Below are 23,508 nucleotides of genomic sequence, written 5' to 3' on the forward strand. Positions count from 1 at the left end.
TCTCCATCTTAAATAATCCCAAAATGTTTCATCGCTTGATAAATGCCATCTTTTTCGTTCGTTGCGGTCACATAATTCGCTTGCGCTTTTACTTCAGGTAAAGCGTTGCCCATTGCGACGCCGATACCGACCTTTTGAATCATTTCAATATCATTGTAGTGATCGCCAAAAACCATCACTTCCTCGGGTTTGATCCCACTAGCTTTGATAAATTCTAAAATGCCACGATACTTTGAACCATTTTTTGGCACGATGTCCACCGCGTAAGGATTTGAACGTTGAAACGAACAGTCTGGTAACAATTCTTGTAAACGCTGGGCTTCATTCTCAGCACTGAATAGAACACATTGATAGATCGGTTCTTGGATAATCGATAACTTTTGATACCGACTCTTTTGTCGATTCGGGCTAAAATCCTGCAGTAGCCTGCGGGTCGAGCGAACAGGAAACCATCTAGGCATCCAGCCTGCCACCTTTTTCAGCAATGAATTTTGCGACCACTTCATCAAATGGCTACCATCTGTTCGATAACGTCCGCCAAACATAATCTGTCGATGTTCTTTATCGGCAAAGGTCACGATCTGCTGTAATACTTCGGGAGCGAAGGGACGCAGATAAATATCCCGATCTTTCGTAAAGACCAATTGTCCATTATACAAAACAAAGACATCCAATGCTAAATGATCGATCCGCGTTTCAATGTTAACCGCGCCTCGGCCAGTCGCGACTCCGCAATAAATTCCTTGCGCTTGAGCTAAACGGATCGCTTCACGGGTGCTTGCTAACACTTTGGAATCGGTTGTGGTCAATGTTCCGTCAATATCAAAAAAAATAGCTTTTATCATGGCACTCCCTCATTTAAAATAAATCAATTTGACTTGGATTCAGTCCTTCATACTTTAATTGAAGGATTTTTTTCATTTGTATGGCATTATCGGCGGCATCTCCGCCAGAGTTATTATTGAAAATGATGCCGACTTCCTTTGAATGGTCAGCAACATTTCGAACCTTTTCCGCTAAAATTTTCAATTCCGCTTCATTGTAACGATACAAGGTGCGTTTTTTCCGCCAATCCCCTGTTCGGTCATTCCAATATGCTTGGTTGCGTCCATGGAAGCGAAATAAACTAAAAGCCTGGTTAGTGATGGTCGGATCTAAAGGAACGGTGTCCGGTAGTTGTGGCTCATCTACCATTACTAAGCTAAAATTCAAGGTACGCATCAGTTGTTGGGTCTTTTCACGGAACTCTTTGGCGTACCAGCTGTAATCCCGCAACTCGATCGCCACAGGTAAATCGGGAAATAATTCCCGCAAGGTTTCTAAATAAGCCACGCTTTCTTTCGTACACTTAAATTGTGCCGGAAATTGCGCTAAAAAGCAAAATAATTTTCCACTGTCGATCATCGATGCCAAGGTTTCCAAAAAATGCTCTTGCATCGCCGTCATCGATGGATAACTATCCTGCCATTTACTTTGCCCAGTAAAACCAGCATATAATTTCACTACGAAACGAAAATCGGCCGGAACTTGTGATAACCAGTTTTCGACTGCTTTCTTAGTGGTGATGCCATAATAGTTGGTATCCAACTCAACTAACGGCAAATAGCCCGCATATTCATACAATGAAGAGCTCTTTTTACCCGTCAAACTGCTGTGTTCATTAAAAGAAGTTAATCCAATTCGAATCATAGTATCCTAGCCGCCTCCTGTTTCATAGTATACAATAAGCTTAGCAAAAAGTTAGCCACAATGCGCTAATAACGAATGGAGTAATACAAATGAAACGAATTTTGATTTTACACACAGGTGGAACGATCTCCATGAGTCAAGATGCTGATGGGGCTGTCCGGCCTGATAAAAAAAATCCTTTACTGGCAGCTGGTCAAGAATTGCGTTTACCGGCTGACATCGAATTGATCGTAGAAGACTTTTCGAACCTGCCTTCACCGCATATTACCGTTGAAATTATGTTTCAATTGAAAGAACGAATCAAAGCCGCTAAAGCCGCTGGGATTGATAGTGTCGTTATCACCCACGGAACCGATACATTAGAGGAGACGGCGTACTTTCTCGATGTTACAATTGGCGATTTGCTCCCGATCATTTTGACAGGCGCCATGCGTTCTATCAATGAACTAGGGAGTGATGGTCTCTATAATTTTGAGTGTGCGATTCGCGTAGCTGCTTCAGACAATGCCATCGACAAGGGTGTCCTGATCGTGATGAACGATGAAATCCACAGTGCACGTTATGTAACCAAAACACATACCACCAATGTCGCTACTTTTAGGACACCAACATTGGGTCCTATCGGTCTTGTTACCAAATCAAAAATTTTATTTAAACAAGAATTGCCTAAAAGCACTCGTTACGATATCACTAGTATCGATGCCATGATTCCGATTATAAAAGTTTTCGCCGGCATGCAAGGTGATTTTTTCGAACTTTTAGAGAATGCGATCAGTGTCGATGGCATCGTCGTCGAAGCTTTAGGTGCGGGCAACTTGCCGCCTCAAACGTTACCACCTTTTTATCGTTTATTAGACAAAGGGCTACCAATCGTATTAGTTTCTCGCTGTTTTAATGGACTGGCTGAACCAGTCTATGATTATCATGGCGGCGGTGTCGAATTGGCCCAACACGGAGTGATCTTCTGTAGCGGGATCAATAGTCAAAAAGCCCGTTTGAAATTATTGATTGCATTAAATGCTCAGCTACCAAAAGAAGAATTACAACGCTTTATGGAAGAATAAACAGCCCTTCTGGCAAATCAAAAAAGAAGTTGAATCGAAGAATTTTTCGATCAACTTCTTTTTTTCCATAAAATATTGGCTTCGCAGGCAAGCTGATCACCTAGACGAATTTCATGCCGTGATTTGATGGGATCTTCTTCAAGAACTTCATAAAAACTTTCGATATCGTTGCCGTACAAGACTTCTTTATCGAATTTGACATTCACGTATGTCGCCTCATGCTCTGTCATAAAATCATAGCCCAATACATCAATCAGCCAATTAAAATACATCGCATTATTGACGTGATGGTTGCTGTCTAAATCATAATAGCGAACGTGATAAAGTTGGTGTTGGTCGCCTGTAACACTTTCAATTTTCGGCCAACGGCGAATCTTCTTGACTTGTGAAGATTCGTAAGGGGCCATCAGTTCGGCATCTACACTACTCATCTTACGATTTTCAATATCCATTAAAACAAAAGACATATCGATTTTTACCAATTCACTGCCTGCTTGGTCATAGATAAAGAAACTGCGGTAACAAAAGAAACGATTGAATTCGGTTGGATCGGTCATGATCGTGATCTTTTCACCAACTTGTGGCAAGCGCTTGATTGCGATCTCCGTTTGGGTAATCACCCAAGTGAGCCCCAATGTATTGATGTATTCTGTTCCCCGTTCTAATTGATCGCTTTGATCGGATGAAGCTTTGATGACCACACTTAACAAAGCGGGGAAGGTCATGTTTTGATTGATGTCACATTGATAATAAGCGACTTCGTGTTCCATTGTGTATCTTTTTCCCAATTATTTCCCTCCTGCTATTTCGTACAAATTCTAACTTGTTCAAAAAATAATTTAGTCATTTGCTAGACTTATCCACTCTAGCGTATACAGGCTTCCATAAATCGCTGATAAGCAGGACTACCCTATGCTTAAGCTGCGGTCTACTGCCTCACCATAGCTCTCCCCAAAAATATTTAGATGAACAAGTAAATAATACAGTTGATAAATCGTTAAACGTTCCTGCCAACCAGCTCGCATCGGTGCAATTTCCTGGTAGCTGGCGATAAACTCCCGACGAAAACCACCAAACAGCTGAGCCATTGCAAGATCCATTTCACGATGACCGAAAGAAACGGCTGGATCAATAAAGATCGGCTGTCCCTGTCTATCAAAAAAAGTATTCCCGCTCCAAAAATCACCGTGTAATAAAGTGGGTTCAAAAGACATTGTACCCCACTTTTGATAAACCCGCTCTTTAAATAACTGATAATTTTTTTCTCGAGACGTATTCCAGCGATTTCGTTCCTGAGCAATTTTGATTTGGACTTCTAACCGATTCGTAAAATAAAAATCCCACCAGTCAGCCATGCGAGTATTGATCTGTGGTAGCAGTCCCATAAAATTATTTCGCTTATAACCGAATTTAAGTGCTTTGATTCCATGTACTTTGCTTAATTCCCGGGCTAGGTCTTTTTGATCCCCTTCACCCGGTTCGATCCATTCCATCAAGAGAAAGGCCGCATCTGCATAACTCCCGTGGCGATAAACTTTGGGTACGTGAACGACTTCAGCCAACTCGGCTAAACCATCGACTTCTGCTTGAAAAAAATCGGCGGACATTTGTGGATGATACTTTAAAAAATAATCTTTCTGGCCATCTGTGACCCGATAGGCTTGATTAATATCACCACCGCCGATTGGTATGGCCTTTGTCTGCAATTCTAACTGCTTTAGTAATGCCTCCATCTCCTCAGCTCCTTACAACAAATAGATTTTTTGCAGATCATTGATTTCTTGCCGAGATACTCCGATCCCTTCATGAATAAACGCCATCACTGTTCCATAGTTTTCTTTGATTTGATCAAAGCTAGTCTGTAGATAAATTTCTTTCGCAGTCATCATATCTTCGATTCCATGGATAGCATCAGCCGAAACACCTGCCAATTCAGCCTTTTTGTACATTTCTTGGACGACCTTTTTTAAATAGCGATTGGTAGCAAGGTAGTCCTGAATGATTGTCTCCTGATCCACCCCTAAAGAAGTTAACAATAATAGCGCAGCAAAACCTGTCCGATCCTTGCCAGCCGTGCAATGAAATAGAAGACTTTCATTAGCTTTCTCATTCGCCAAGACTAAATCAAAAAATTTTCGATACTGTCCTCGGATATGCTGATCGGTTACGAAATGTTGATATACCTCCACCATTTGCTGAAAGGCTGTATCCCCCGCCTGCATTCGCTGCAACATTTTTTTCGGAGAAGCCGAAGCAGTCTTTGATTCTTCCAGTGGAAAAATCGGCAAAAAAATATTTTCAGCTGCTGGGATTGCTTGATCAGGTTGGGTATTCCGTTCCTCAAGCGAACGGAAATCAACTACTTTTTTAATTCCATATTCTGCTAAATATTTTTTATCTTGTCTGTCTAAATGATTGATGCTAGCTGAACGAATTAGTTTGTGTTGAGCAATTTCCCTGCCATCTTTAGTTTTATAGCCACCCAACTCCCGAATATTTTCAGCGTGACGGACCGCTAATATTTTAGACATCCGATCTCCCTCCTTTTTCTAAAAAGTATAGCACAGTAAGAAAGAAAACGCTTATTCCATTAAAAAGAGACGCAAAACAATTTCTGTTGTTTTGCGTCTCTTTTATTTTATGCCAAAGCTCCCATTGGATCCCATGGGGCTAGAACAATGGGTTCAGTGTTGAAGGCTGCTAATTGCTCAGCCGTCAAAAATTCTTTACGAACAACGATTTGATAAGTGTATTCATCCATCCATTCATCACTCATCACAAAGAAGCCCTTTTCACCGACTTTTTCACCCCAGCTATTCTCAACTTTCCATTTCTTCGCTTGACCCTCAATTAGATCCACACCTGTTAGAACCATCGCATGGGTCATCATACTTTCCCCATAATCTAAACGCTCAGCTTTAGACATCGTTAAATCAACGTCAAACAAATCTTCCACATCATAAGCATCCAAAGCCATGATCCCGCTGTCACGCGTTGAGGATTGACCAACATCACAGCCGAACCAAACCGATTCACCTTGTTCTAATTGCTTAACTGCTAATGCTTTGAACTCATCCATTTCAAGATTCAAGTATTTCACTTGTTTGCCACCGACGACATTGCCCAGCATTGAAACCGTGTAAGATTTCATGAATGGTTTATCTTCCGTGGGTGCATTGATGATGCTAACATACTCGTCTAAATTAACTCCGACATATTTTTCATAAAAACTTTGCGGTGTTAAGCCTTGATCCAAATGATAATTCTTCTCTTCATCACGATATTCAAAATCAAAAACTGTTGGTGGTGTGCCTAATGAAATAGCCAACAGATTATACACTTCTTGCAGCATCGCTTCACGATTCGCTTGGATTTCTTCGGCAGTTGCTTTTTCCGCCACCATTTGACGAAGTAACACCGCATGCTTTCTCAATAGCTTATTCAAATAATTATTCAAGTCACGAGAATTTGAACTACTACTGCTTTCAGGCATGACACTTTTCGGTACGACCCCGTATTTTTGGAACAACGAAACGATCATATCCCATTGACCGCCGTCTTGTTGGGGAGTCTGCAGTAAAAAGGCGACTTCCCGACTATCTGTTGCCTGCTCAGCCGTATTTAATATATTTTCATAGAAATAATTGGCTTTTTCGTATTTATCCCAAAAGAAAGTATAGTTTTGGGAAAGTTCGAAATCCTTCATTTGGAAGGTCGTCAGCATTTTGTGACGGAAGGTATTTAATGCCGCAAACATCCAGCAGCGCCCCGATTGTTTCTGATTGGCTACTTTCCCAGTTGCTAAATCAATTGAGAAAACTGGTGTATTCTCCACATGTGTTTGTATATTTTCTGCCGATGCCCGGATTCCATTTTTTACTACGCCTCGTTGCAAGGCGACTTGCTTCGGATTTTTTTCAAAAGCTTCACGTAAAGCTTGCGTTCGTTCATTCGTAATTTTTGCCATAAAAAAAACGCCTCCTTGCCCCCATTTTACGCTTAATAGGACAAAGAGACAATTAGTTTACAAACTCGGCTGTAAAACCTGTTTACCTTTTTTGATCCACTGACCAACCCGCTTACTTGATAACAGCACGGTCAACAGCATACTGCCGATAAATAATAAGAGAACTTCCAACGAACTGATTTCAAAATCCAGCTCCATGGCCCTCAGACCCTTTACTAGAAAACCGTGTAGCAAGTATACCGTCAGTGTATTTTTCCCCCAATTAGAGAAGAAATGGTGTTCTTTTGGAACAAGCATTAGGAAAGCGACTATCCCGACTAGACCCGCCGCTAAAAAAAGCAAGCGCTGCGGTCCGCCAAGTAATGGTTGATTCAAATAAGCTTCATATGGTTTAGAGCCAAACACCCAGTATTTATTGATTAAATCATTCCCTTGGATAAATAGGAACAGTCCAGCAAATAAGAAGAGCGCGACCCCTCTTTTTGGATAAGTTTTCAACTTTTCGATCCAGCTTTTGGGAACTGCGTATCCTACCATAAAGTATGGAAAAAAGGTCAGTGTCCGTTGAATCGCTAAGTAACGATCAAAAATGGGAAAATAGCCAACTAATAATGCCACGATCACACTACCAATCAAAACTTGTTTGACAGAAAACTTATTGATCAAATGTAAGAAAACGTTCCAACAGAACAAGCTCAATAAAAACCAGAGCGACCACTGAGGAATTCCTAGATCGAAACTAAAATCATCCTGCAAACCAATCAATGTGTAATATCCTGAATAAAGCAGTTGGAAAAAGATGTAAGGAAGCAATAGCTTTTTCACTAGGCTTTTGATCGGTTTTGGCCCCCTTTTGGCAAAATAACCCGCGATTAAGATAAATGCCGGCATATGAAAAGTAAAAATGAAATAGTACAAATCATTGTATAGGGGATGATCATTTGCAAATGGCTGCAGAAAATGACCAAACACAACTAAGATCATCAAGAAAAATTTTGCGTTGTCAAAATAGGCATCGCGTTTTGCCATCGAACCCCTCCTTATTCGTAGCACTAAACTTTCACAGAAATTTAGTTCATTCGAATGCCCCAGATCATTCAACTAATGTGGACATACCAGAGGTTTGCTCAATTTCGGGAAAATTATTCCTCTTCTTAGTCTCCTGTGTATCCTGCGAAAGGTTGAACTGACATCCTTGTTTAGTCAGTATAACGAGGATTTTTTCAAGGTTCAAAGGGATCAGACTGGTTTTAAAAAAAGGTCATGCTTTTCTCAACAATTCCCTCACATTTAAGATTTTTATTCATACAAAATTCACTTTTTAGGTGTAAAAAAATAGAGACGATCTAAAGATCGCCTCCAAGAACTCCGGCAGTAGGACTCGAACCTACGACATCATGATTAACAGTCATGCGCTACTACCAACTGAGCTATGCCGGAAGAATACTCTACTATAATATCAATTTTTATTTCATGATGCAATCCTATTTTTACAAAATAAAGCTAGGATTATGGAAATAATAAATTGAGCAATTCCAATAAGAACTAGGGGAATTTTTATGCCGGGAAGACATCGTCAAAAAAGAAAAAAACTTAGCCTAAAATTGGGTCTCTCACTTTTGTTAATTCTCATCCTAGCACTAGGTGGAATTTATGTTGAGCAGCTCCACAAAGCGCACTTAGCAACACGAACTTCAAGCGAAACCGACAGCCAACTGAAAAACTTGGCCAATCTAAACAACCAGAAAACAATAGAACCAAGAGATGCTTTAGCGGCCAATCTAGAACAGACTCTTGTCGAAAAAAATTTCAGCGGAACTGCTTTAGTTTTTAAAAATGGACAAGTCATTTTAAACAAAGCATACGGCTGGAAAGATCAGTCAAAAAGGATTCACAATACGATCAATACTGAATACTGTATCGGCTCGGTCCAAAAAGGCCAGACCGCTTATCTGATTATGCAAGCTGTCAAAGCCGGTAAACTATTCTTGGATCAAAAACTCAGCTCCTTTTATCCACAAATCCCTAACAGCGAAAATATTTCTATTAAGGATATGCTGAATATGAGCTCCGGCCTACGTGTTAACGAAAAAAAAGTTACTGCTTTGAATACTACCGATACCAAAAAAATATTATCCGAGACCATTCACCAAACAAGCACGGCACCAAACACCAATTATTCCTATCAACCAGTGAATTATGTTTTACTAGCCGGAATTTTAGAAGCAGTCTATCAAACCGACTACCGTTCGCTCTTTGATAAACAGCTGAAGGAACCCATGAAATTAAAAGAAACCAGTTTTTATTCAGAAACGAATAAAAAACAGGCACTTTCTTACTCACAAAGTGCCAACGGCCCAGTCTACGCACCCACAACTGTTTCATCTTACGCGGATGAATTAGGAACAGGCAATGTCTTTATGTCGGCTGGGGATCTTTACCGCTATTTTCAAAACCTCTTCAATGATGAATTTTTAACCAATCAAGAGCGTATGCAACTGTGGCAAACCTATCCTGGTGAAAAATATGCTAGTGGTATTTATACTATGACCCATAGTTACCATACACGTGGCGTTAAGGCTCGTTTTGAAACAGTTGTCGATTTTTCCAAAGATGGACAAAGCGGCATTATTTTACTATCAAATGTTTGGAATCAATCACAGGGATACAACGCACTTATTTCTCGCCTCTATAACAAAATCGACGCTAGCTTTTAAGCGCCGATTTTGTTAAAAATAAAGAATTTAGAAGATTCAATGCTAGAATTTTTTCTACTTAACTAGTTGACAAATAGTCCTTACTTCGCTATTCTATATCTTGTATTAAATAACTATGCCGCCTTAGCTCAGCTGGTAGAGCGTTTCCATGGTAAGGAAGAGGTCGTCGGTTCAAGCCCGACAGGTGGCTCTTCTAAGAACGTTGAGAAATCAACGTTCTTTTTTTGCCTTCAGTCTTTCTTTCACTAGCTACAACATAGCAAGCAACGGGCGATAGTCCTAAAGAGACCGTACTCTGTGAGATAAATAGTTTTTTAACTAGCTCTTCTGGTATCCAATCGTTGTTTTGACGTGATTGTTGCAGTTTTCCCGCTAAAATTCACGTTGATTCCCCAGTTCCATTAACATTGTTTAACTGAATCACAGTACAAAAAAAGGTGCGACAGACAAAAAAGCCAGGGAATCATTTCCCTGGCTTAATCAATAATCGTTTTATCCGAATCTATTCATCCTCGTCATCATCATCATTATTGATGCGTTCATTAACATGAACAGTATTGCTCGTAGCCGCTTCGACCAAAGCCATCTCTGAACCAATCAATTCACTATTGATGAAATCAATCACCATCGGCATATTCATTCCAGCATACAGATCGATTGCTTGGCCTTCTAAGATCATTCTGGAAACGACGTTGCAAGGTGTTCCACCCATCAAATCAGCCAATACAACAAAATCCGTTAAATCTGCGATTGTTGCTTCGAATTTTTGACGAAAATCTTCAGCTGACTCTGAAGGAAGCAAACTGACTGTATAGATATTAGCTTGTTGTCCCATAATCATTTCCGTACTCTTTTTTAACTCTTCACAAAATAATCCATGACTTATTAAAACTAAGGCTTTACTCATTGCTTTTCCTCCGTCTGAATTATTTAGAAATAACGCCTAAAGCAGATAGTGCCACACAGACTACTAACACGATAAAAATTGCTTTAGTTGAAGTCATATTCTTTTTACCAAGCATCCAATAGACTGCCCCCACGATCCCAGCTGGCAAGAGCCGCGGCAAGATCATGTCGAGATTATTTTGCATATTTAAGGTAACATCTCCAATACTTGGTGCCCATGAGAATTTCACATTAATCATGGTCGCCACCAATGCGCCAACCATGAAGACCCCAAGTAACGTTGCTGCATCGGTTAAGGCAGTCAAGCGATGCTGCATCGTCGTCACTAGAGAGATCCCTTCACGATAAGCAAACTCCAATTGTTTCCAACGGAAAATCATGACTGCGATTTGTGCAATGATCCAGATAAAGATCCCTGTTGGATTACCATTGATTGCCATATTCGCAGCTAATGCCCCAAAAATTGTTGGAATCAAAGCGGCAAAAATCGAATCACCAATTGCGGCAAACGGTCCCATCAAACCAGCTTTCAAACCAGAAACGGTTTCTTTTCCGCTGATTCCTTCTTTTTCTTCGATCGCTAAGTCAATCCCAGTAATAATTGTATTAAAGAAGTTTGACGTATTAAAAAATTGTGTATGTGTCTTCATCACTTCTTTTAATTCAGGGGTATCATCGCCATAGATTTTACGTAATTGTGGCAAAATCGTATAAAGATACCCTGAGCCTTGCATCCGTTCATAGTTCCAACCTAGCTGGAAAGTGAACAAACTTCTGCGATTGATCTGTTTAAAGTCTTCCTTCGTTAACTTGTAATTAGATTTCGTCATCTTCAATCTCTCCTTCATCTGAATCGTCGGAACTGCCGTCTTTCTTCGAAACTGACACATTCGGTACCAACTGTCCATTCTTATAGCTGATTGCTGCTAGCGCGAAACCAATCAACGCAACAGCCAACATTGGTAGTGAATTGAAGATCCCGTCGAAATCTTTCACGACACTAGCAACTCCAGTACCTAAAACTTGCATATTGGTGAAGACGGTTCCTAATAACGCGGTTAACGTAAAGCCTAGAATCAAATAAGGGAAATGTTTTTTGACTGGTAAATAACGTAACAGAATCGCAAAACCGACTGCTGGTAAAACAGCCCCCGCAACAGATAAGCCATCACCTAACCATTTCAAATCGCCGTTTAAAACTGCAACGACTTTTTCGACTAAACCACCACCGAATGCCAAGGCTAGAAAGACTGGAACCATCCGCGATAATGACCAAGGAAGAGCGCCCATTAAGAAATTCCGTTCAATTCCTTTATAATTCATATCTTCGACTAACTTATCGATTCGATGTGCAAAATAAGTATTGGCAAAACGAGCTAAAATATCCAATTGAATCATCAAGCTGGCAACCGGTACTGCGATGGCTGCAATCGCTTGTTCCGGGTTCATCCCTAAAGCCACTGAAAAGGCGGTTGCTAAAATCGTTCCAGAGTTGGCATCAATTTTTGACGCACCTCCGAATGTCCCTACACCTAAAACGGTTAATTGCATACTACCACCAATAATAAGACCAGCTTTTAAGTCCCCCATAACTATTCCCGCAAATAAACCGGCAAAAACGGGTGCACTTAATGAAGAATAAATTTGTAATTCATCTAAAATTTGATACCCTGCATATAATGTTAATAATAAGATCTGCCACCATAAGATATCCATTTTTCTATTCCCCCTACTTAGCTAAAAGACTCATAAAGTCTTCTGCTTTATCACTTGGAACCATTTGTGCAATTAAATGCACACCTTTAGCATTTAACTCATTAAATACTGCTACATCTTCATCAACGACATTGATCGACTTAGTAATCGAGCGGGTTTCATCGGTTTGAGACATATTTCCTACATTAATTTCTTCAATTGGCACACCTAATTCAACCAATTTTAATAAACGATCAGGTTTTCGCACAACGATCAATAACCGTTGAGAATCGTATTTACCTGCCAAAATATTGGTCGCTGCTTTTTCAATCGGTAGAACACTTAACTTCACGCCTGCTGGAGTCGCTAACTTCAACCCACTTTTTTCAATATCGTTTTGTGCTACCTCATCGTCAACAACCATAATACGAGTAATGTTCAATTTGGTTGTCCATAAATTTGCTACTTGACCGTGAATTAAACGTCCATCAATTCTTACTCCGATAATACTCATCTTTATCCCTCTCTCATTTCTTTATATAGTGGTGCTTTTAATAAACTTATTTCCGGCTGATACGTGCCTTCTGTTTCAAAGATCTCGATCTCATTATTACCGACTTTTAACAAACCGTTGGGAATATACAGTGACAGGGTCGGTCCAACTTCCCAAAAACGACCGATATTTGTCTGATTGACAAAGACACTTCCCTTACCAAATTTAGTTAAATCAATGAAACAGTCACCTACTTCAGCTAAAGTAAATTCATAGCGATAAAAACTTGGCTGCTGCGGATGCCAATCACGTGAATAATCAACAGTCTCACAACTTTCTAACGGCAATGAATACTGTTGCCAATTCGTAATGAAATGCAGATCAGCCATCACACCTGTCCGGATTCCTTTTTTCTGTGTGTCGGCAAAGAGCTTGTGACCATAATTGACTCGCCCCATATTTTCAATTAGAACGTCAAGTTGATTGACTGCTTCTGGCATAGCAACATGAATATCTTCACCAATTTCTGTTTGATATTGAGTTGCTTGCAATTCTTGGTTAAGAAACACCTGACTACGATCACGACCATCGATCACTCGCAGCCGTTCTTCGTCCGCATCCCTTTCAATCATCGTACGATAAAGCAAGTAGCCGGTATTTTGTCCTAAGGCTTCCATGGTTTGTGGATACGTGGATTGAAGCGGTTGACTGATAGTCTCCAATGTTTCAAAAAGACTGACTTTATCAGTCAATGGAATCTTATTCTTTTCGATTGATCGCTTTGTTAAAGGTTCTAGCTGCTCAAGCTCTGGATAAGTTTCATGAATCATCTGATACAAGGCGAAATATTTTTCCGTTGGATTGCCTTGTTCATCCAACGGTGCGCCATAATCATAGGAAGTAATCTGGGGTAAATCGAACACCCCACGAGCAGAACAACCATTCATAAAGCCAAAATTGGTCCCGCCATGAAACATATATAGATTAATACTGCCTTGGGCCAAAACTTCCTTGACAGCCTCTGCTAACTCTTTAGGGTCACGTTGAATAATCGGCTCTTTCCAACGATTGAACCAGCCATCCCAAAACTCCATACACATCAGTGGCCATTTCTTCCCGTGTTCATCAAAAAATTGCTGCATTGAGGCGAAGTTCTCTTTTGCCTTTGATCCGAAATTTCCAGTAACTAAAATATCTTCTTCGATCATACTGCCGGCACGCAAGGTTGCTCGCCATGGACCATCGGAAGTAAAGAAGGGCGCTGTAATTCCCCGTTCAACCATCAAGTCTCGAATCGAACGTAAATAGTCCTTGTCTTCTCCAAAAGAACCATACTCATTTTCAATTTGAATCATTAAAATATTTCCGCCATTGGCTAGCTGATGAGGGACGATTTTTTTCATTAAGACATCGTAATAATCAGCAACATGTTCCAAATAAGCGGTTTCATTCCGGCGGATACTCAGTGGTGCTTGCAACAACCAAGCGGGAAAACCACCAAATTCCCATTCTGCACAAATGTAAGGAGACGGACGAACAATCGCATACAGCCCTAATTCCTGAGCCAACGTTAAAAAGCGTTCCAAATCTAAAATACCTTCAAAATGAAACTCACCTTTTTTTGGCTCATGTAAATTCCAAGGCACGTATGTCTCAACGGTGTTAAATCCTAATGCTTTCAAATTATAAAGTGAATGATACCAATCGGAAGGTTCCACCCGAAAATAGTGAATCGCGCCGGACATAATCTTAAAGGCCTCATCATTCAACAAAAAATCTTCTTTAATTTCAAATGTATTCAAATCCTCACCTCTTCTTGAAAGCGTTTTTAATATATTAATATATTAAATTATTCCGAATCGAAAGTCAATCCTTTTTATTCTCTCTCGATGTGTTAAAATCAATTTATTGAAGAGATTTTCAAAAATCTAATGGAATTTTTAATCTCTATTCATTATTTGGAGGAAGACTATGGCAATTCCAAAATATCAAATCATAAAAGATGAGCTGAAACAGCAAATCATTTCCGGAAAATTCGAAAACGGTGATAAATTTTATACGGAAGCTGAATTGACTGAAATGTTCAACGTCAGTTCAATTACAGTCATTCGGGCATTGAACGATTTAGTAAAAGATGGCTTTTTAGTGCGCCATCAAGGTCGCGGCTCATTCGTCTCGCGGGCTCGTAAAGGGAAACTAGTCGAGTTTTCCGATATTGAGCTTTTCCCAATTAGTAACGATCAGGTGAAAGTCTTATCGATTGAACGCGGCAATGATCCTAAATTTCTAAGCAAATTAAATTTACCCAGTAGTGGATTTTATTACTGCATTGAGCGGCTCCGCACGACGGAGTGCGTTCCTTATATCTACCATCAAACATATTTGCCCGAACAATACGTGAACCCGAATTATCCTGAATTAAGCTATTACAGCTCTATTTATCAACGTTTCAAGTTGGATTATAATATCCATATGAATGAAGAAGCTTTTACCGAAACCAATGAAATTAAATTTCCAACCCCTGATGAAAAAGCCGCAAAGCTACAAATAGCTTCGACTGAACCAACGGTCTTACAAATTCGTGTAACCAGGCGTAAAGATACGCAGCAAGTCTTGGAATACGTGGAGTCCTATAAGAAATGGAACTTTTATAAGATTGAATTAGTCTCTAATAACACTTAACGTTTAGATCGAGCTATTGCTCGATCTTTTTTATATCAATCTTTTTGAAATGTTCTGTGACATTGCTTGGGTCAACATGGCCCGTAGTTTGTTCTTGGGCATTCGCCATTCCGGTTGCCATGCACATTTTTAATAACTCCTGATCCGTGAGCTTTTGGGAAAGTCCATAAGCAAAACCGGCAATCGTAGCATCACCCGAACCGACCGGATTAACGGCTTTAATTGTTGGAATAGTGACCCGATAAAAGGTGTCGTTATGTTTTGCCAGTGCGCCAGCTTTGCCTAAAGACACAACGATCCATTCGATTCCCACAAATAGCGGCTCTAGTAAAGCACTTTGTAGTTCAGTCAGGCGCTCTACTGAGAAAGTCCGACCTAACAAAGCCTCCAACTCTTCCAAATTGGGTTTAATCAAATACGGTTTTTGGGGGCCAGCTAAAACATTTTTTAAACTAGCTCCTGAAGTGTCTACTAAAGTATTCACATTTTCTGCCTGTGCCAATCCCACTAACGTTTGATAAAAGTTCGAGGGAAACCCTTTAGCTAAGCTGCCAGAAATAGTAACAATCGTTGCTTGCTTTAACAATTCTTGAAATTTATCTAGAAACTCTGTCTGTTCTGCACTGGCAACGGTGGGACCCGTTTCTAAAATCTCCGTCTGAAACCCTTCATGCAAAATAGCAATAGAATCCCGGGTTTCTTCTTTGATTGGGGTAAAGTCCTGTTTGATTCCGGCCTTTTCTAATTCTGCGGCGATAAAGGCTCCATGAAATCCTCCCAGCACCCCCGTCGCCAACACATCCCCTTTTAAATCATGAATGACGCGAGTGACATTCAACCCTTTTCCACCAGCCGTTTTGCTTACTTGAGGAGCCCGATTGACCGTATCAAGCTTCAAGTTGTCCAATGGATAAGAAATATCAATCGAAGGATTCAGCGTTACGGTTACTATCACAAGTTTTCCTCCTATTTTACGACTGCTTCAGCAATCGGCAACTTCGTATGCCATGAACTGGCCGTTTCAGCGACAATCTTATTCAAACTTTCAATATTATCGCGTCCTTCATTTTGCAGCCATTCGCGAGCCGCTGCTTCTCCTGATTCAACAAACGGTTTTACGCCATTTTTCCAAGTTGCCCGGCCGCAAAGTACCCCATTAAAAGTTGATCCGGCTGCTTTAGCAAAGACTAGCGTTTGCTGGAATAATTCGGTAGAGACACCTGCACTCAAGAAAATGAAGGGTAAGTCGGTTGCTTGACTTTGTTCCAAGAAATAATTCGCTGCTTCAGCTTTTGTATAGGCTATTTCGCCAGTAGCAAAGCCTTCGACATAATTCATATTGACCGGAACTTCAACTTTTAAAACATCCACTTTATACTGGTCTTTTGAGAATTCCTTCATCATTTCATTTACTTTGTGTGGTTTGACTTTCGCATATTCAAGTGAATTTGCATCAGCATTTTGAGCATCATAGGAAACCAATTCCAAATAAAACGGCAGATCTTCTGCTGCACATTCGCTGCCTAAACGTTCAATGAACACGTGTTTTTGATGGTTGATTGCCGGATCTTCATCGACATCATAATAAAGCAAGAACTTAATTGCATCAGCACCTTGTTCTTTCAAACGTAAAACTGACCAATCAGCTAGTAAATCCGGTAAACGTCCCGGTGTCGTTGCATCGTACCCGGTCTTTTCATAGGCTAGTAGCAAGCCAGCTTCTTCGTGGCGTGCTTGTGCAGCCGGTAAGCCATATTCAGGATCTAATAGAATTGCGGATGCATACGCTGTCAATTCACTAGAAACCAACTTCTTAAATTGTTCGATATGTTCACTTGTTGGCTCGACACCCAAAGCTTTGATCATTTTTTTCAAAGCGCCTCGTTGATCGATGGCTAAGGCACTGATAATTCCTTCTTTTGTTGATAAACGATCCATCGCTGCTTTTTTTCCTGCGGTTAATGTGTGCATGACTTTTCCTCCCAAATGAATGCTTCCTACTTGTTATATTCGTGAATAATTACACCTTTTACAACACGGTTTACAGTTCCTGTTGGTGATGGCGTATCTGGTTTATTGGCTACTTTTACCGATGTCATTAAAGCAAAGGTCTGAGCAACCATGATATCTGCTAAAGCTAAGTAGCCATCCGGTAATAATTGAGCCTCAGTCGCAAATTCAAACGTATCGCCAGAAAAATTCCGGACCCCGGCTTGACCAATCGCAAAGACGCCTGCAGCAATTTTATCGCCATGAACTTCTTCTAAGACATCTAAGTCATAATCACGCGTGTAAGAATCGTTGTTCACAAATCCGAACATCACAGTTTTTTCATTAATGAATGATTTAGGACCATGCCGGAAGCCCATGGATGAATCAAAGACTGTTGCAATTTTACCAGCCGTTAGTTCCAAGAGTTTTAACTGTGCTTCTCTAGTCAGGCCAGCTAGGCTACCAGAACCCACATAAACTACCCGTTCAAAATCTAGCTCCACAATTTTTTGAATCTCATTTTCCCGTGCAATGACTTCTCTACCTAATGTAGTTAATGTTTCAATATATTTTTGCTTTGCTTCAAAGTCAGTTTGGTCAAAGGTTAATAATGCGCCTAATGACATACAAGAGAAGCTGCCGGTCATCGCAAAACCATCGTCATTCGAACGTTCTGGCATCAAAAATAGAAAGCTGTTAGCTTCTTTTTTACTGATTTGGGCCAACTTGCCTGCTTCAGCACAAGTAATCGATAAATGGTGGATCGTATCAACCACTTGATTCGCAATTTCAACTGCTGCCAAGCTTTCTGGACTATTCCCACTACGAGCAAAGGAAACTAACAAAGTTGGTTCATCCTTAATCAAATATTCCAATGGTTCGGCCACAATATCGGTCGTACCAATACTTTCAAAACTAAAAGTTTTTAAATCTCCATGTTTACGCAAATAGGGAACTACGGTATCTCCCACATATTGTGAAGTACCTGCACCGGTGAAGATTACACGTGTCCGTTGACCTTTGGCTTGCTCTTTAACTTCAGCTAAAAAGTCCTGCAATGCGGGTTTTGCTGCTTGATAAAGACCAATCATTTCTTCCCAAAGTTCTGGTTGTTGGTAAATCTCACGGGTGGTAATTTCCGCACCCATTTGTTCTAATTTTTCTTTCTCTAATGTGAACATCTCTTAACGCTCCTAACTATTTCGAATATGGCGAATCTGATAATGAAACTGATCCGCTCGTGCAACACTCAAAGTAAATTCAATAATTTCATTTTTCATATTATAGGTTTGTCGAGCTAGATGAAGAACTGGTGCCCCTTCTGGAATCATCAATTGTTTGGCATCATCTTTTGCGGCGATGCTGGCATATAATTCTTCATCAGCTAATCGAACAGTTTGATCAAAGTTCTCTGAAAAAAGATCATACAGCGGTTTGCTACGTAACAATCGATCATCCAAATCCAAGAAAAACTTGACTGGTAAATAAGTCTCTTCCACCATTAACGGTTCACGATCCGCAATCCGCAAGCGACTTAACTTAAAGACTGCCTCACCTAACGAAAGATTCAAATGCTGAGCGATAAACTTATCCGCTTCAATCTTTTCAAAAGATAATATTCTTGTCTCAGGATTTCTTCCAAGGTTTTTCATCTGTTCCGTAAAACTATAAGCGCCAGCTAAATCTGCAGCATCTTTTTTTAGATCGGAAACAAAAGTCCCTTTACCATGACGGCGATAAATATCACCGGTATTTTCTAATTCTTGTAAAGCCAAACGAACCGTCGTCCGACTGACTCCATATTGAACTGTCAATTCTCGTTCAGAGGGTAGCTTGTCATGGGGAATCATGCTATTTTCCATCCGTTCTTTCAACAGATCGACAAGCTGATGATACAAAGCTTTGTTTTTAAAAGAGGTTTCCATGGGATTCTCCTATCTCCTTAACTGGTTATAACCACAAACCAATGGTAAGGTGGTTTTTTTACCTTTGTCAATGGATTTTATTTTTTATTTTTTAAACAGCTAAAAAGTGTTGTTATATCAACGTTTCGATTTGAGAATTTTTTTCAAATAAAATCCGCGATCTCATTTTTTCTTTTTTATTTGATCATACCAACAAAAAATCTAATACCACTTGGGCTGAATCTCTAAAAAAATGCCAGCTGATTCGCTGGTCCCTCTAAAGTATTATTCTATTTTCTTCTATAATAAGGCTGAATAAATCGTCAAGAAGCGCTGCTCACGATTTATTCAGCCCCTTCCGTCGTTTCTGTCCCCAAAAAAACTGACACCCTTCCTTGAAATATCTTATACCTCCGTTTCAAGAAACTAAATTCAGCTCCGGCTCCGCCAATCAACAATTATTTTTAGCCATAAATTTATATTTAAAGTGAATAACACTACTACGTTAACTATTTCTTAAGGAACTTGCGTTATTTTTATTCGTTTTTTACTGACTCAATTTTCTGATTTTTTACAACAAGGTTGCAAGATTGCAGTTTTGCTAAGCGTTTTCAAAAATAACCTACCGAAAAAAACACCAAAAACCTTTACCTGACAGTGCCATTTAATCATTCTTAAAAGAGTTTAAGTATTTCAAAAGCTCCATTTTAGACATCGTTTGTTACATTCTTACACCACACTGTAACTTCTTGTTACTAGTTTATAACCACAGACACACAGAAGGATGGTAAAGTATGTCTCGTAGTCGAAATGACTGATTCAATTAAAAACTTTTTGGAGGAATTTACATAATGAAATTTGGAAAAACGCTTGTACTTACTACGTTACTAACTGCCGGTGCAGTATTTGCACTAGGAACAAACGATGCTCACGCTGCTGAAAACTACACTGTTCAATCTGGCGATACTTTATCAAAAATCTCAATCAAATTTGCTGGCGACAACAGCTTGATTGATTCAATCGCAAAAGAAAACAAAATTTCTAATGTTGACATGATTTTTGAAGGTCAAAACTTAACAATTGATACGGATGCAAAAGGCTCTGCAACAGTAGCCCCTGCTCAAACTGCGACTGTCCAAGCCGCTCCGGTTGAAGAAACTGCTGCTGTTGAACAAGCGGCTCCTGCACAACAAACCCAAGCGGCTCCTGCTGCTGAAGCAACAACCCCTGCAAGCACGAACGCTGCTAAAGAATGGATTGCCCAACGTGAATCTAGCGGCTCTTACACAGCCACTAACGGTCAATACATCGGACGTTACCAATTATCAGCTTCATACTTAAATGGTGACTACTCTGCTGCTAACCAAGAACGCGTTGCTGACCAATACGTAACTTCTCGCTACGGTTCGTGGGAAGGTGCTCAAGCTTTCTGGCAAGCAAACGGCTGGTACTAAGACGAAGTTTAATTAGAAACAAAAAAATCCCTCGCTTGAGGGATTTTTTTATTTCAACAGGTTACTTATTTATCTAAAACAACGAATTTATTCAATTTCCTCAAAAAATATTTCCCTTATGGCCGCCCCAATATCTTCAACTTTTTCAATAATTTGATCTGGGTTGGCTTCCTGTAACTCTTCCAGATCACCAAAACCATACAAAACACCAATACTCTTCAACCGGTTTGCTTTCGCTCCTAAAATATCAAATTTTCGATCACCAATCATCACACCAGGAACTTGTTCTAGCTGTGCTAAAGCATACCGCAATACTTCCGTTTTTGTTGAACGCTCTCCAGCTAAATCAGCACCAAAAATTCCAGAAAAAAAGTTGGTTAATCCGGCAGTCTCAATGATTTGTTTAGCAAAAGCTTCTGGTTTTGACGTAGCAATAGCTAAATGATACTCCTGCGATAGATCCGTCAACATTTCTGTGATCCCAGGATACAACGTTAATTGCGTAATCCCATGATTTCCGTAGTATTCCCGGTACACGTTCACCGCTTGCTGTGCTTCAGTAAAAGACATTCCGTATAATTGATGCAGGGATTCGCTTAACGGCGGTCCAATAAAACTGTGCAAGGTTGCCTCATCAGGAATTTCCAAGCCCAATTTTTCCATCATATAACAAATACTATTCAAGATGCCTTCACTTGAATCCGTCAAAGTCCCATCCAAATCAAATAAAACATTTTTCTTCATAATCAACCTCCTACTTCTATCCTAATGATTCAGTCCAAAAATATCAACTAAAGGCAAAATCCTTGCTTAAAAAAATAAACTCACGTAAACTTACTTTTAGTAAGAAACAGGAGGGATTTATTATGGACACACAAATTCGTGGATTACACCATGTTACAGCTATGACTTCTAGCGCCGAAAAGAATTATCGGTTCTTTACTGATATTTTAGGTTTACGGATGATCAAAAAAACGGTCAATCAAGATGATATTGAAACTTATCATTTATACTTTACCGATGATACGGGAGCTCCCGGTACTGATATGACCTTCTTTGATTTTCCAAACATTCCTAAAGGAAAAAAAGGAACCAATACAATTTCTCGAACAGGTTTCCGTGTTCCAACAGATGCTTCACTAGAATATTGGGCAACTCGTTTTTCTAATTTAAGGGTTGAACACGGTGAAATTAAAGAACACTTTGGTAAAAAATACCTTGAGTTTCAGGACTATGATGATCAATGGTTCCAATTAGTTTCCGACGAAAAAAATCAAGGGGTTGCCGGTGGGACGCCTTGGAAAAATTCAAACGTTCCTGCTGAACATGCAATCTTTGGTTTAGGACCAACCATCGTAACAGTTGCTAAATTTGAACACTTGAAATTAGTTCTAGAAAATCTATTAGGCTTTGAGGAAACTGCTACAGAAGGCAGTCTACACCAGTTTGAGGTAGCTGAAGGGGGAAATGGTGCGACTATCATAGTAGATGATCAGCCTGATCTATTACCTGCTCAAGAAGGCTATGGTAATGTCCATCATTTAGCTTTACGAGTTGCCGATGACACGGTCCTCCGAGACTGGATTGAAAAAATCAATGCCCTTGAATTCCCAAATTCTGGTTTTGTTGATCGGTTCTATTTCCAATCCGAATATTTCTTAGCAGCCCCTGGTGTCTTATTTAAATTAGCAACCGATGGTCCTGGATTTTTACAAGATGAAACTTATGACCATGCCGGAGAGATTTTATCATTACCTCCACATCTACAATCAAAACGGGCAGAAATTGAAGCCTATGTTCGACCTTTTGATACATCAGATGCCAATAAAAAACGGCAATAAGGAGAATTGCGATGTTCTTTTATTCCGCCAAAGAGTTAACTACTAAACAAAATTACAAATTTTTGACTGGCAGTATCATTCCTCGCCCGATTGCTTGGATCACCACACTTAATCAAGAGACAAAAGTAGTAAATGCAGCTCCTTTTAGCTACTTTAATGTTGTTGCTAAAGAATTGCCTTTAGTCAGTTTATCCATCAATCGTAACGACCAGGAAATGAAGGATACAGCATACAATTTACTCCATCAACAAGAAGCTGTAATTCATTTGGTAAACGATGAGCTACTCACTGAAATGAATTGGTCAGCAGCTTCTCTACCTGCTGAAGAAAGCGAATTAGCTAATAGTAAACTGACTTTATTAGACAGCCATGAAGTTTCTGTGCCCGCTATTCAAGAAGCACCGATTCGTTTTGAAGTTCGACTTCATCAATATATTCCGGTCAATGATCACGAAGATACGATTATTAGCGATCTATTTATCCTTGAAGTTTTAAACTACTATTTTGATGAAAAAATTTTTAATTCAGAAAAAGAATATATTGACCCATTAGCATTGAATCCATTAGCTCGTTTAGCTGGTAACACTTACAGCCATATCGCAAAAATGATTGATGTTAAAAGACCAAAATAAATAAGGAGTGAGCTTAAACGAGCTCACTCCTTATTTTCGCGTAAATCAATAATTTGAACATTTCCGTCAATCTGACCGCTCGGGCCCTTTAATTTAATCAAAGACATCCGAGGATCAAACGTTAACGTCATTTGATCTTCCAAATACATTTTTGAATGTTTCTTAATAGCAATTTTACCGATATTACTTTCAACATCTAACGTATAATCCGAATGATCTTGATCCTTAGTCAAAATCAGTAAACGAAAACTAATATTTAATGCACAACTACCGGACTTTGAATAGCGTCCTACACCATCATCCAAATCTAATACAATTCGACTGTCTTGATATTGTTCAAGCTTTTTTACTAATTCATCTGCTATTTCTATATACATGAAACTCATCACCTCATACAAAGCATAACACGAAATCTAAAATCAACTTACTACTTTGCTCACAAAAAAAAGACAATCTAAAAGATTGTCTTTAA

At 39.7% G+C, this 23,508-nt stretch carries 24 protein-coding genes and 2 tRNA genes; 7 read left to right on the forward strand and 19 right to left on the reverse strand.

Translation table 11 applies throughout. From position 1 onward, the window contains the following. Positions 1-8: 8 nt before the first annotated feature. Positions 9-845, reverse strand: a complete 837-nt coding sequence (locus EP1_RS02775) for a Cof-type HAD-IIB family hydrolase (RefSeq protein ID WP_067623106.1) — start codon at positions 843-845, stop codon at positions 9-11. Between the two features lie 13 nt (positions 846-858). Then, positions 859-1,689 (reverse strand): DUF72 domain-containing protein, encoded by an 831-nt coding sequence (locus EP1_RS02780; protein WP_067623109.1) that lies wholly within the window; start codon positions 1,687-1,689, stop codon positions 859-861. Between the two features lie 89 nt (positions 1,690-1,778). On the opposite strand from EP1_RS02780, the gene EP1_RS02785 reads away from it, so the two are divergent. Next, a complete protein-coding gene (locus tag EP1_RS02785) occupies positions 1,779-2,753 on the forward strand; it encodes an asparaginase (protein ID WP_067623112.1) in 975 nt (324 codons plus the stop codon). Between the two features lie 50 nt (positions 2,754-2,803). Here EP1_RS02785 and EP1_RS02790 read toward each other — a convergent pair whose 3' ends face one another. The 6 genes from EP1_RS02790 to EP1_RS02815 all read right to left on the reverse strand — a co-directional run bounded on the left by EP1_RS02790 (position 2,804) and on the right by EP1_RS02815 (position 8,160). Then, entirely contained in the window at positions 2,804-3,541 is a 738-nt protein-coding gene (locus EP1_RS02790) for an acyl-[acyl-carrier-protein] thioesterase (RefSeq protein WP_067623116.1), read from the reverse strand. 117 nt (positions 3,542-3,658) lie between these two features. Next, positions 3,659-4,486, reverse strand: coding sequence for a fructosamine kinase family protein (locus EP1_RS02795; RefSeq protein WP_067623119.1), 828 nt, complete (start codon positions 4,484-4,486; stop codon positions 3,659-3,661). A gap of 12 nt (positions 4,487-4,498) precedes the next feature. Then, entirely contained in the window at positions 4,499-5,284 is a 786-nt protein-coding gene (locus EP1_RS02800) for a tyrosine-protein phosphatase (protein WP_067623122.1), read from the reverse strand. A 107-nt stretch (positions 5,285-5,391) separates the two neighbouring features. Continuing rightward, positions 5,392-6,720, reverse strand: coding sequence for a C1 family peptidase (locus EP1_RS02805; protein WP_067623125.1), 1,329 nt, complete (start codon positions 6,718-6,720; stop codon positions 5,392-5,394). A gap of 57 nt (positions 6,721-6,777) precedes the next feature. Next, positions 6,778-7,749, reverse strand: a complete 972-nt coding sequence (locus EP1_RS02810; RefSeq protein ID WP_067623129.1) for an acyltransferase family protein — start codon at positions 7,747-7,749, stop codon at positions 6,778-6,780. Between the two features lie 337 nt (positions 7,750-8,086). Beyond that, positions 8,087-8,160 (reverse strand) — tRNA-Asn (locus EP1_RS02815). 119 nt (positions 8,161-8,279) lie between these two features. Between EP1_RS02815 and EP1_RS02820 the strand changes: the two genes are divergently transcribed. Both EP1_RS02820 and EP1_RS02825 read left to right on the forward strand, forming a co-directional pair. Next, positions 8,280-9,437, forward strand: a complete 1,158-nt coding sequence (locus EP1_RS02820) for a serine hydrolase domain-containing protein (protein ID WP_067623136.1) — start codon at positions 8,280-8,282, stop codon at positions 9,435-9,437. A 117-nt stretch (positions 9,438-9,554) separates the two neighbouring features. Then, positions 9,555-9,627, forward strand: a tRNA-Thr gene (locus EP1_RS02825). Positions 9,628-9,939: 312 nt separating this feature from the next. On the opposite strand, the gene EP1_RS02830 is transcribed toward EP1_RS02825, so the two are convergent. The 5 genes from EP1_RS02830 to EP1_RS02850 are packed head-to-tail and all read right to left on the reverse strand — an operon-like array spanning position 9,940 to position 14,333. Next, entirely contained in the window at positions 9,940-10,344 is a 405-nt protein-coding gene (locus tag EP1_RS02830; protein WP_067623138.1) for a PTS sugar transporter subunit IIA, read from the reverse strand. A 19-nt stretch (positions 10,345-10,363) separates the two neighbouring features. Continuing rightward, a complete protein-coding gene (locus tag EP1_RS02835) occupies positions 10,364-11,173 on the reverse strand; it encodes a PTS system mannose/fructose/sorbose family transporter subunit IID (RefSeq protein WP_067623140.1) in 810 nt (269 codons plus the stop codon). Next, positions 11,160-12,059 (reverse strand): PTS mannose/fructose/sorbose/N-acetylgalactosamine transporter subunit IIC, encoded by a 900-nt coding sequence (locus EP1_RS02840; RefSeq protein ID WP_067623143.1) that lies wholly within the window; start codon positions 12,057-12,059, stop codon positions 11,160-11,162. Before EP1_RS02840 ends, EP1_RS02835 begins: the two co-directional genes overlap by 14 nt. Positions 12,060-12,072: 13 nt before the next feature. Further along, a complete protein-coding gene (locus EP1_RS02845; protein WP_067623146.1) occupies positions 12,073-12,552 on the reverse strand; it encodes a PTS sugar transporter subunit IIB in 480 nt (159 codons plus the stop codon). Positions 12,553-12,554: 2 nt separating this feature from the next. Further along, complete coding sequence (locus EP1_RS02850; RefSeq protein ID WP_067623150.1) at positions 12,555-14,333, reverse strand: glycoside hydrolase family 35 protein; 1,779 nt, start codon at positions 14,331-14,333, stop codon at positions 12,555-12,557. 169 nt (positions 14,334-14,502) lie between these two features. Between EP1_RS02850 and EP1_RS02855 the strand changes: the two genes are divergently transcribed. Continuing rightward, complete coding sequence (locus EP1_RS02855) at positions 14,503-15,213, forward strand: GntR family transcriptional regulator (protein WP_067623153.1); 711 nt, start codon at positions 14,503-14,505, stop codon at positions 15,211-15,213. Between the two features lie 13 nt (positions 15,214-15,226). On the opposite strand, the gene EP1_RS02860 is transcribed toward EP1_RS02855, so the two are convergent. The 4 genes from EP1_RS02860 to EP1_RS02875 are packed head-to-tail and all read right to left on the reverse strand — an operon-like array spanning position 15,227 to position 19,130. Further along, positions 15,227-16,168 (reverse strand): hexose kinase, encoded by a 942-nt coding sequence (locus EP1_RS02860; protein WP_067623156.1) that lies wholly within the window; start codon positions 16,166-16,168, stop codon positions 15,227-15,229. An 11-nt stretch (positions 16,169-16,179) separates the two neighbouring features. Then, positions 16,180-17,184 carry a tagatose-bisphosphate aldolase gene (lacD, locus tag EP1_RS02865; RefSeq protein ID WP_067623159.1) on the reverse strand — a complete coding sequence of 335 codons (1,005 nt, stop codon included), beginning with the start codon at positions 17,182-17,184 and terminating at the stop codon, positions 16,180-16,182. Between the two features lie 26 nt (positions 17,185-17,210). Further along, positions 17,211-18,386, reverse strand: a complete 1,176-nt coding sequence (locus EP1_RS02870; protein WP_067623162.1) for an SIS domain-containing protein — start codon at positions 18,384-18,386, stop codon at positions 17,211-17,213. A 12-nt stretch (positions 18,387-18,398) separates the two neighbouring features. Beyond that, positions 18,399-19,130, reverse strand: a complete 732-nt coding sequence (locus EP1_RS02875; protein WP_067623164.1) for a GntR family transcriptional regulator — start codon at positions 19,128-19,130, stop codon at positions 18,399-18,401. An 830-nt stretch (positions 19,131-19,960) separates the two neighbouring features. Here EP1_RS02875 and apf point away from each other — a divergent pair. Beyond that, complete coding sequence (gene apf, locus EP1_RS02880; protein ID WP_067623168.1) at positions 19,961-20,563, forward strand: aggregation-promoting factor; 603 nt, start codon at positions 19,961-19,963, stop codon at positions 20,561-20,563. Between the two features lie 87 nt (positions 20,564-20,650). On the opposite strand, the gene EP1_RS02885 is transcribed toward apf, so the two are convergent. Beyond that, positions 20,651-21,307, reverse strand: coding sequence for an HAD hydrolase-like protein (locus tag EP1_RS02885; protein ID WP_067623171.1), 657 nt, complete (start codon positions 21,305-21,307; stop codon positions 20,651-20,653). Positions 21,308-21,429: 122 nt separating this feature from the next. On the opposite strand from EP1_RS02885, the gene EP1_RS02890 reads away from it, so the two are divergent. Together EP1_RS02890 and EP1_RS02895 are read left to right on the forward strand one after the other, a co-directional pair. Then, entirely contained in the window at positions 21,430-22,404 is a 975-nt protein-coding gene (locus tag EP1_RS02890) for a ring-cleaving dioxygenase (RefSeq protein ID WP_067623172.1), read from the forward strand. 11 nt (positions 22,405-22,415) lie between these two features. Further along, positions 22,416-23,036 carry a flavin reductase family protein gene (locus tag EP1_RS02895; RefSeq protein ID WP_067623174.1) on the forward strand — a complete coding sequence of 207 codons (621 nt, stop codon included), beginning with the start codon at positions 22,416-22,418 and terminating at the stop codon, positions 23,034-23,036. A gap of 23 nt (positions 23,037-23,059) precedes the next feature. On the opposite strand, the gene EP1_RS02900 is transcribed toward EP1_RS02895, so the two are convergent. After that, positions 23,060-23,413, reverse strand: a complete 354-nt coding sequence (locus EP1_RS02900) for an iron-sulfur cluster biosynthesis family protein (RefSeq protein ID WP_067623176.1) — start codon at positions 23,411-23,413, stop codon at positions 23,060-23,062. Between the last annotated feature and the right edge of the window lie 95 nt (positions 23,414-23,508).

The organism is Enterococcus pseudoavium NBRC 100491 (genome assembly GCF_001544295.1).
In the GTDB taxonomy this organism is placed as follows: domain Bacteria; phylum Bacillota; class Bacilli; order Lactobacillales; family Enterococcaceae; genus Enterococcus_A; species Enterococcus_A pseudoavium.

Bases quoted from the DNA above. Each gene is read 5' to 3' on its own strand.
- EP1_RS02775 (WP_067623106.1), bottom strand. From the start codon at position 845: ATGATAAAAGCTATTTTTTTTGATATTGACGGAACATTGACCACAACC.
- EP1_RS02780 (WP_067623109.1), bottom strand. From the start codon at position 1,689: ATGATTCGAATTGGATTAACTTCTTTTAATGAACACAGCAGTTTGACG.
- EP1_RS02785 (WP_067623112.1), top strand. From the start codon at position 1,779: ATGAAACGAATTTTGATTTTACACACAGGTGGAACGATCTCCATGAGT.
- EP1_RS02795 (WP_067623119.1), bottom strand. From the start codon at position 4,486: ATGGAGGCATTACTAAAGCAGTTAGAATTGCAGACAAAGGCCATACCA.
- EP1_RS02800 (WP_067623122.1), bottom strand. From the start codon at position 5,284: ATGTCTAAAATATTAGCGGTCCGTCACGCTGAAAATATTCGGGAGTTG.
- EP1_RS02805 (WP_067623125.1), bottom strand. From the start codon at position 6,720: ATGGCAAAAATTACGAATGAACGAACGCAAGCTTTACGTGAAGCTTTT.
- EP1_RS02810 (WP_067623129.1), bottom strand. From the start codon at position 7,749: ATGGCAAAACGCGATGCCTATTTTGACAACGCAAAATTTTTCTTGATG.
- EP1_RS02820 (WP_067623136.1), top strand. From the start codon at position 8,280: ATGCCGGGAAGACATCGTCAAAAAAGAAAAAAACTTAGCCTAAAATTG.
- EP1_RS02830 (WP_067623138.1), bottom strand. From the start codon at position 10,344: ATGAGTAAAGCCTTAGTTTTAATAAGTCATGGATTATTTTGTGAAGAG.
- EP1_RS02835 (WP_067623140.1), bottom strand. From the start codon at position 11,173: ATGACGAAATCTAATTACAAGTTAACGAAGGAAGACTTTAAACAGATC.
- EP1_RS02840 (WP_067623143.1), bottom strand. From the start codon at position 12,059: ATGGATATCTTATGGTGGCAGATCTTATTATTAACATTATATGCAGGG.
- EP1_RS02845 (WP_067623146.1), bottom strand. From the start codon at position 12,552: ATGAGTATTATCGGAGTAAGAATTGATGGACGTTTAATTCACGGTCAA.
- EP1_RS02855 (WP_067623153.1), top strand. From the start codon at position 14,503: ATGGCAATTCCAAAATATCAAATCATAAAAGATGAGCTGAAACAGCAA.
- lacD (WP_067623159.1), bottom strand. From the start codon at position 17,184: ATGCACACATTAACCGCAGGAAAAAAAGCAGCGATGGATCGTTTATCA.
- EP1_RS02870 (WP_067623162.1), bottom strand. From the start codon at position 18,386: ATGTTCACATTAGAGAAAGAAAAATTAGAACAAATGGGTGCGGAAATT.
- EP1_RS02875 (WP_067623164.1), bottom strand. From the start codon at position 19,130: ATGGAAACCTCTTTTAAAAACAAAGCTTTGTATCATCAGCTTGTCGAT.
- apf (WP_067623168.1), top strand. From the start codon at position 19,961: ATGAAATTTGGAAAAACGCTTGTACTTACTACGTTACTAACTGCCGGT.
- EP1_RS02885 (WP_067623171.1), bottom strand. From the start codon at position 21,307: ATGAAGAAAAATGTTTTATTTGATTTGGATGGGACTTTGACGGATTCA.
- EP1_RS02890 (WP_067623172.1), top strand. From the start codon at position 21,430: ATGGACACACAAATTCGTGGATTACACCATGTTACAGCTATGACTTCT.
- EP1_RS02895 (WP_067623174.1), top strand. From the start codon at position 22,416: ATGTTCTTTTATTCCGCCAAAGAGTTAACTACTAAACAAAATTACAAA.
- EP1_RS02900 (WP_067623176.1), bottom strand. From the start codon at position 23,413: ATGTATATAGAAATAGCAGATGAATTAGTAAAAAAGCTTGAACAATAT.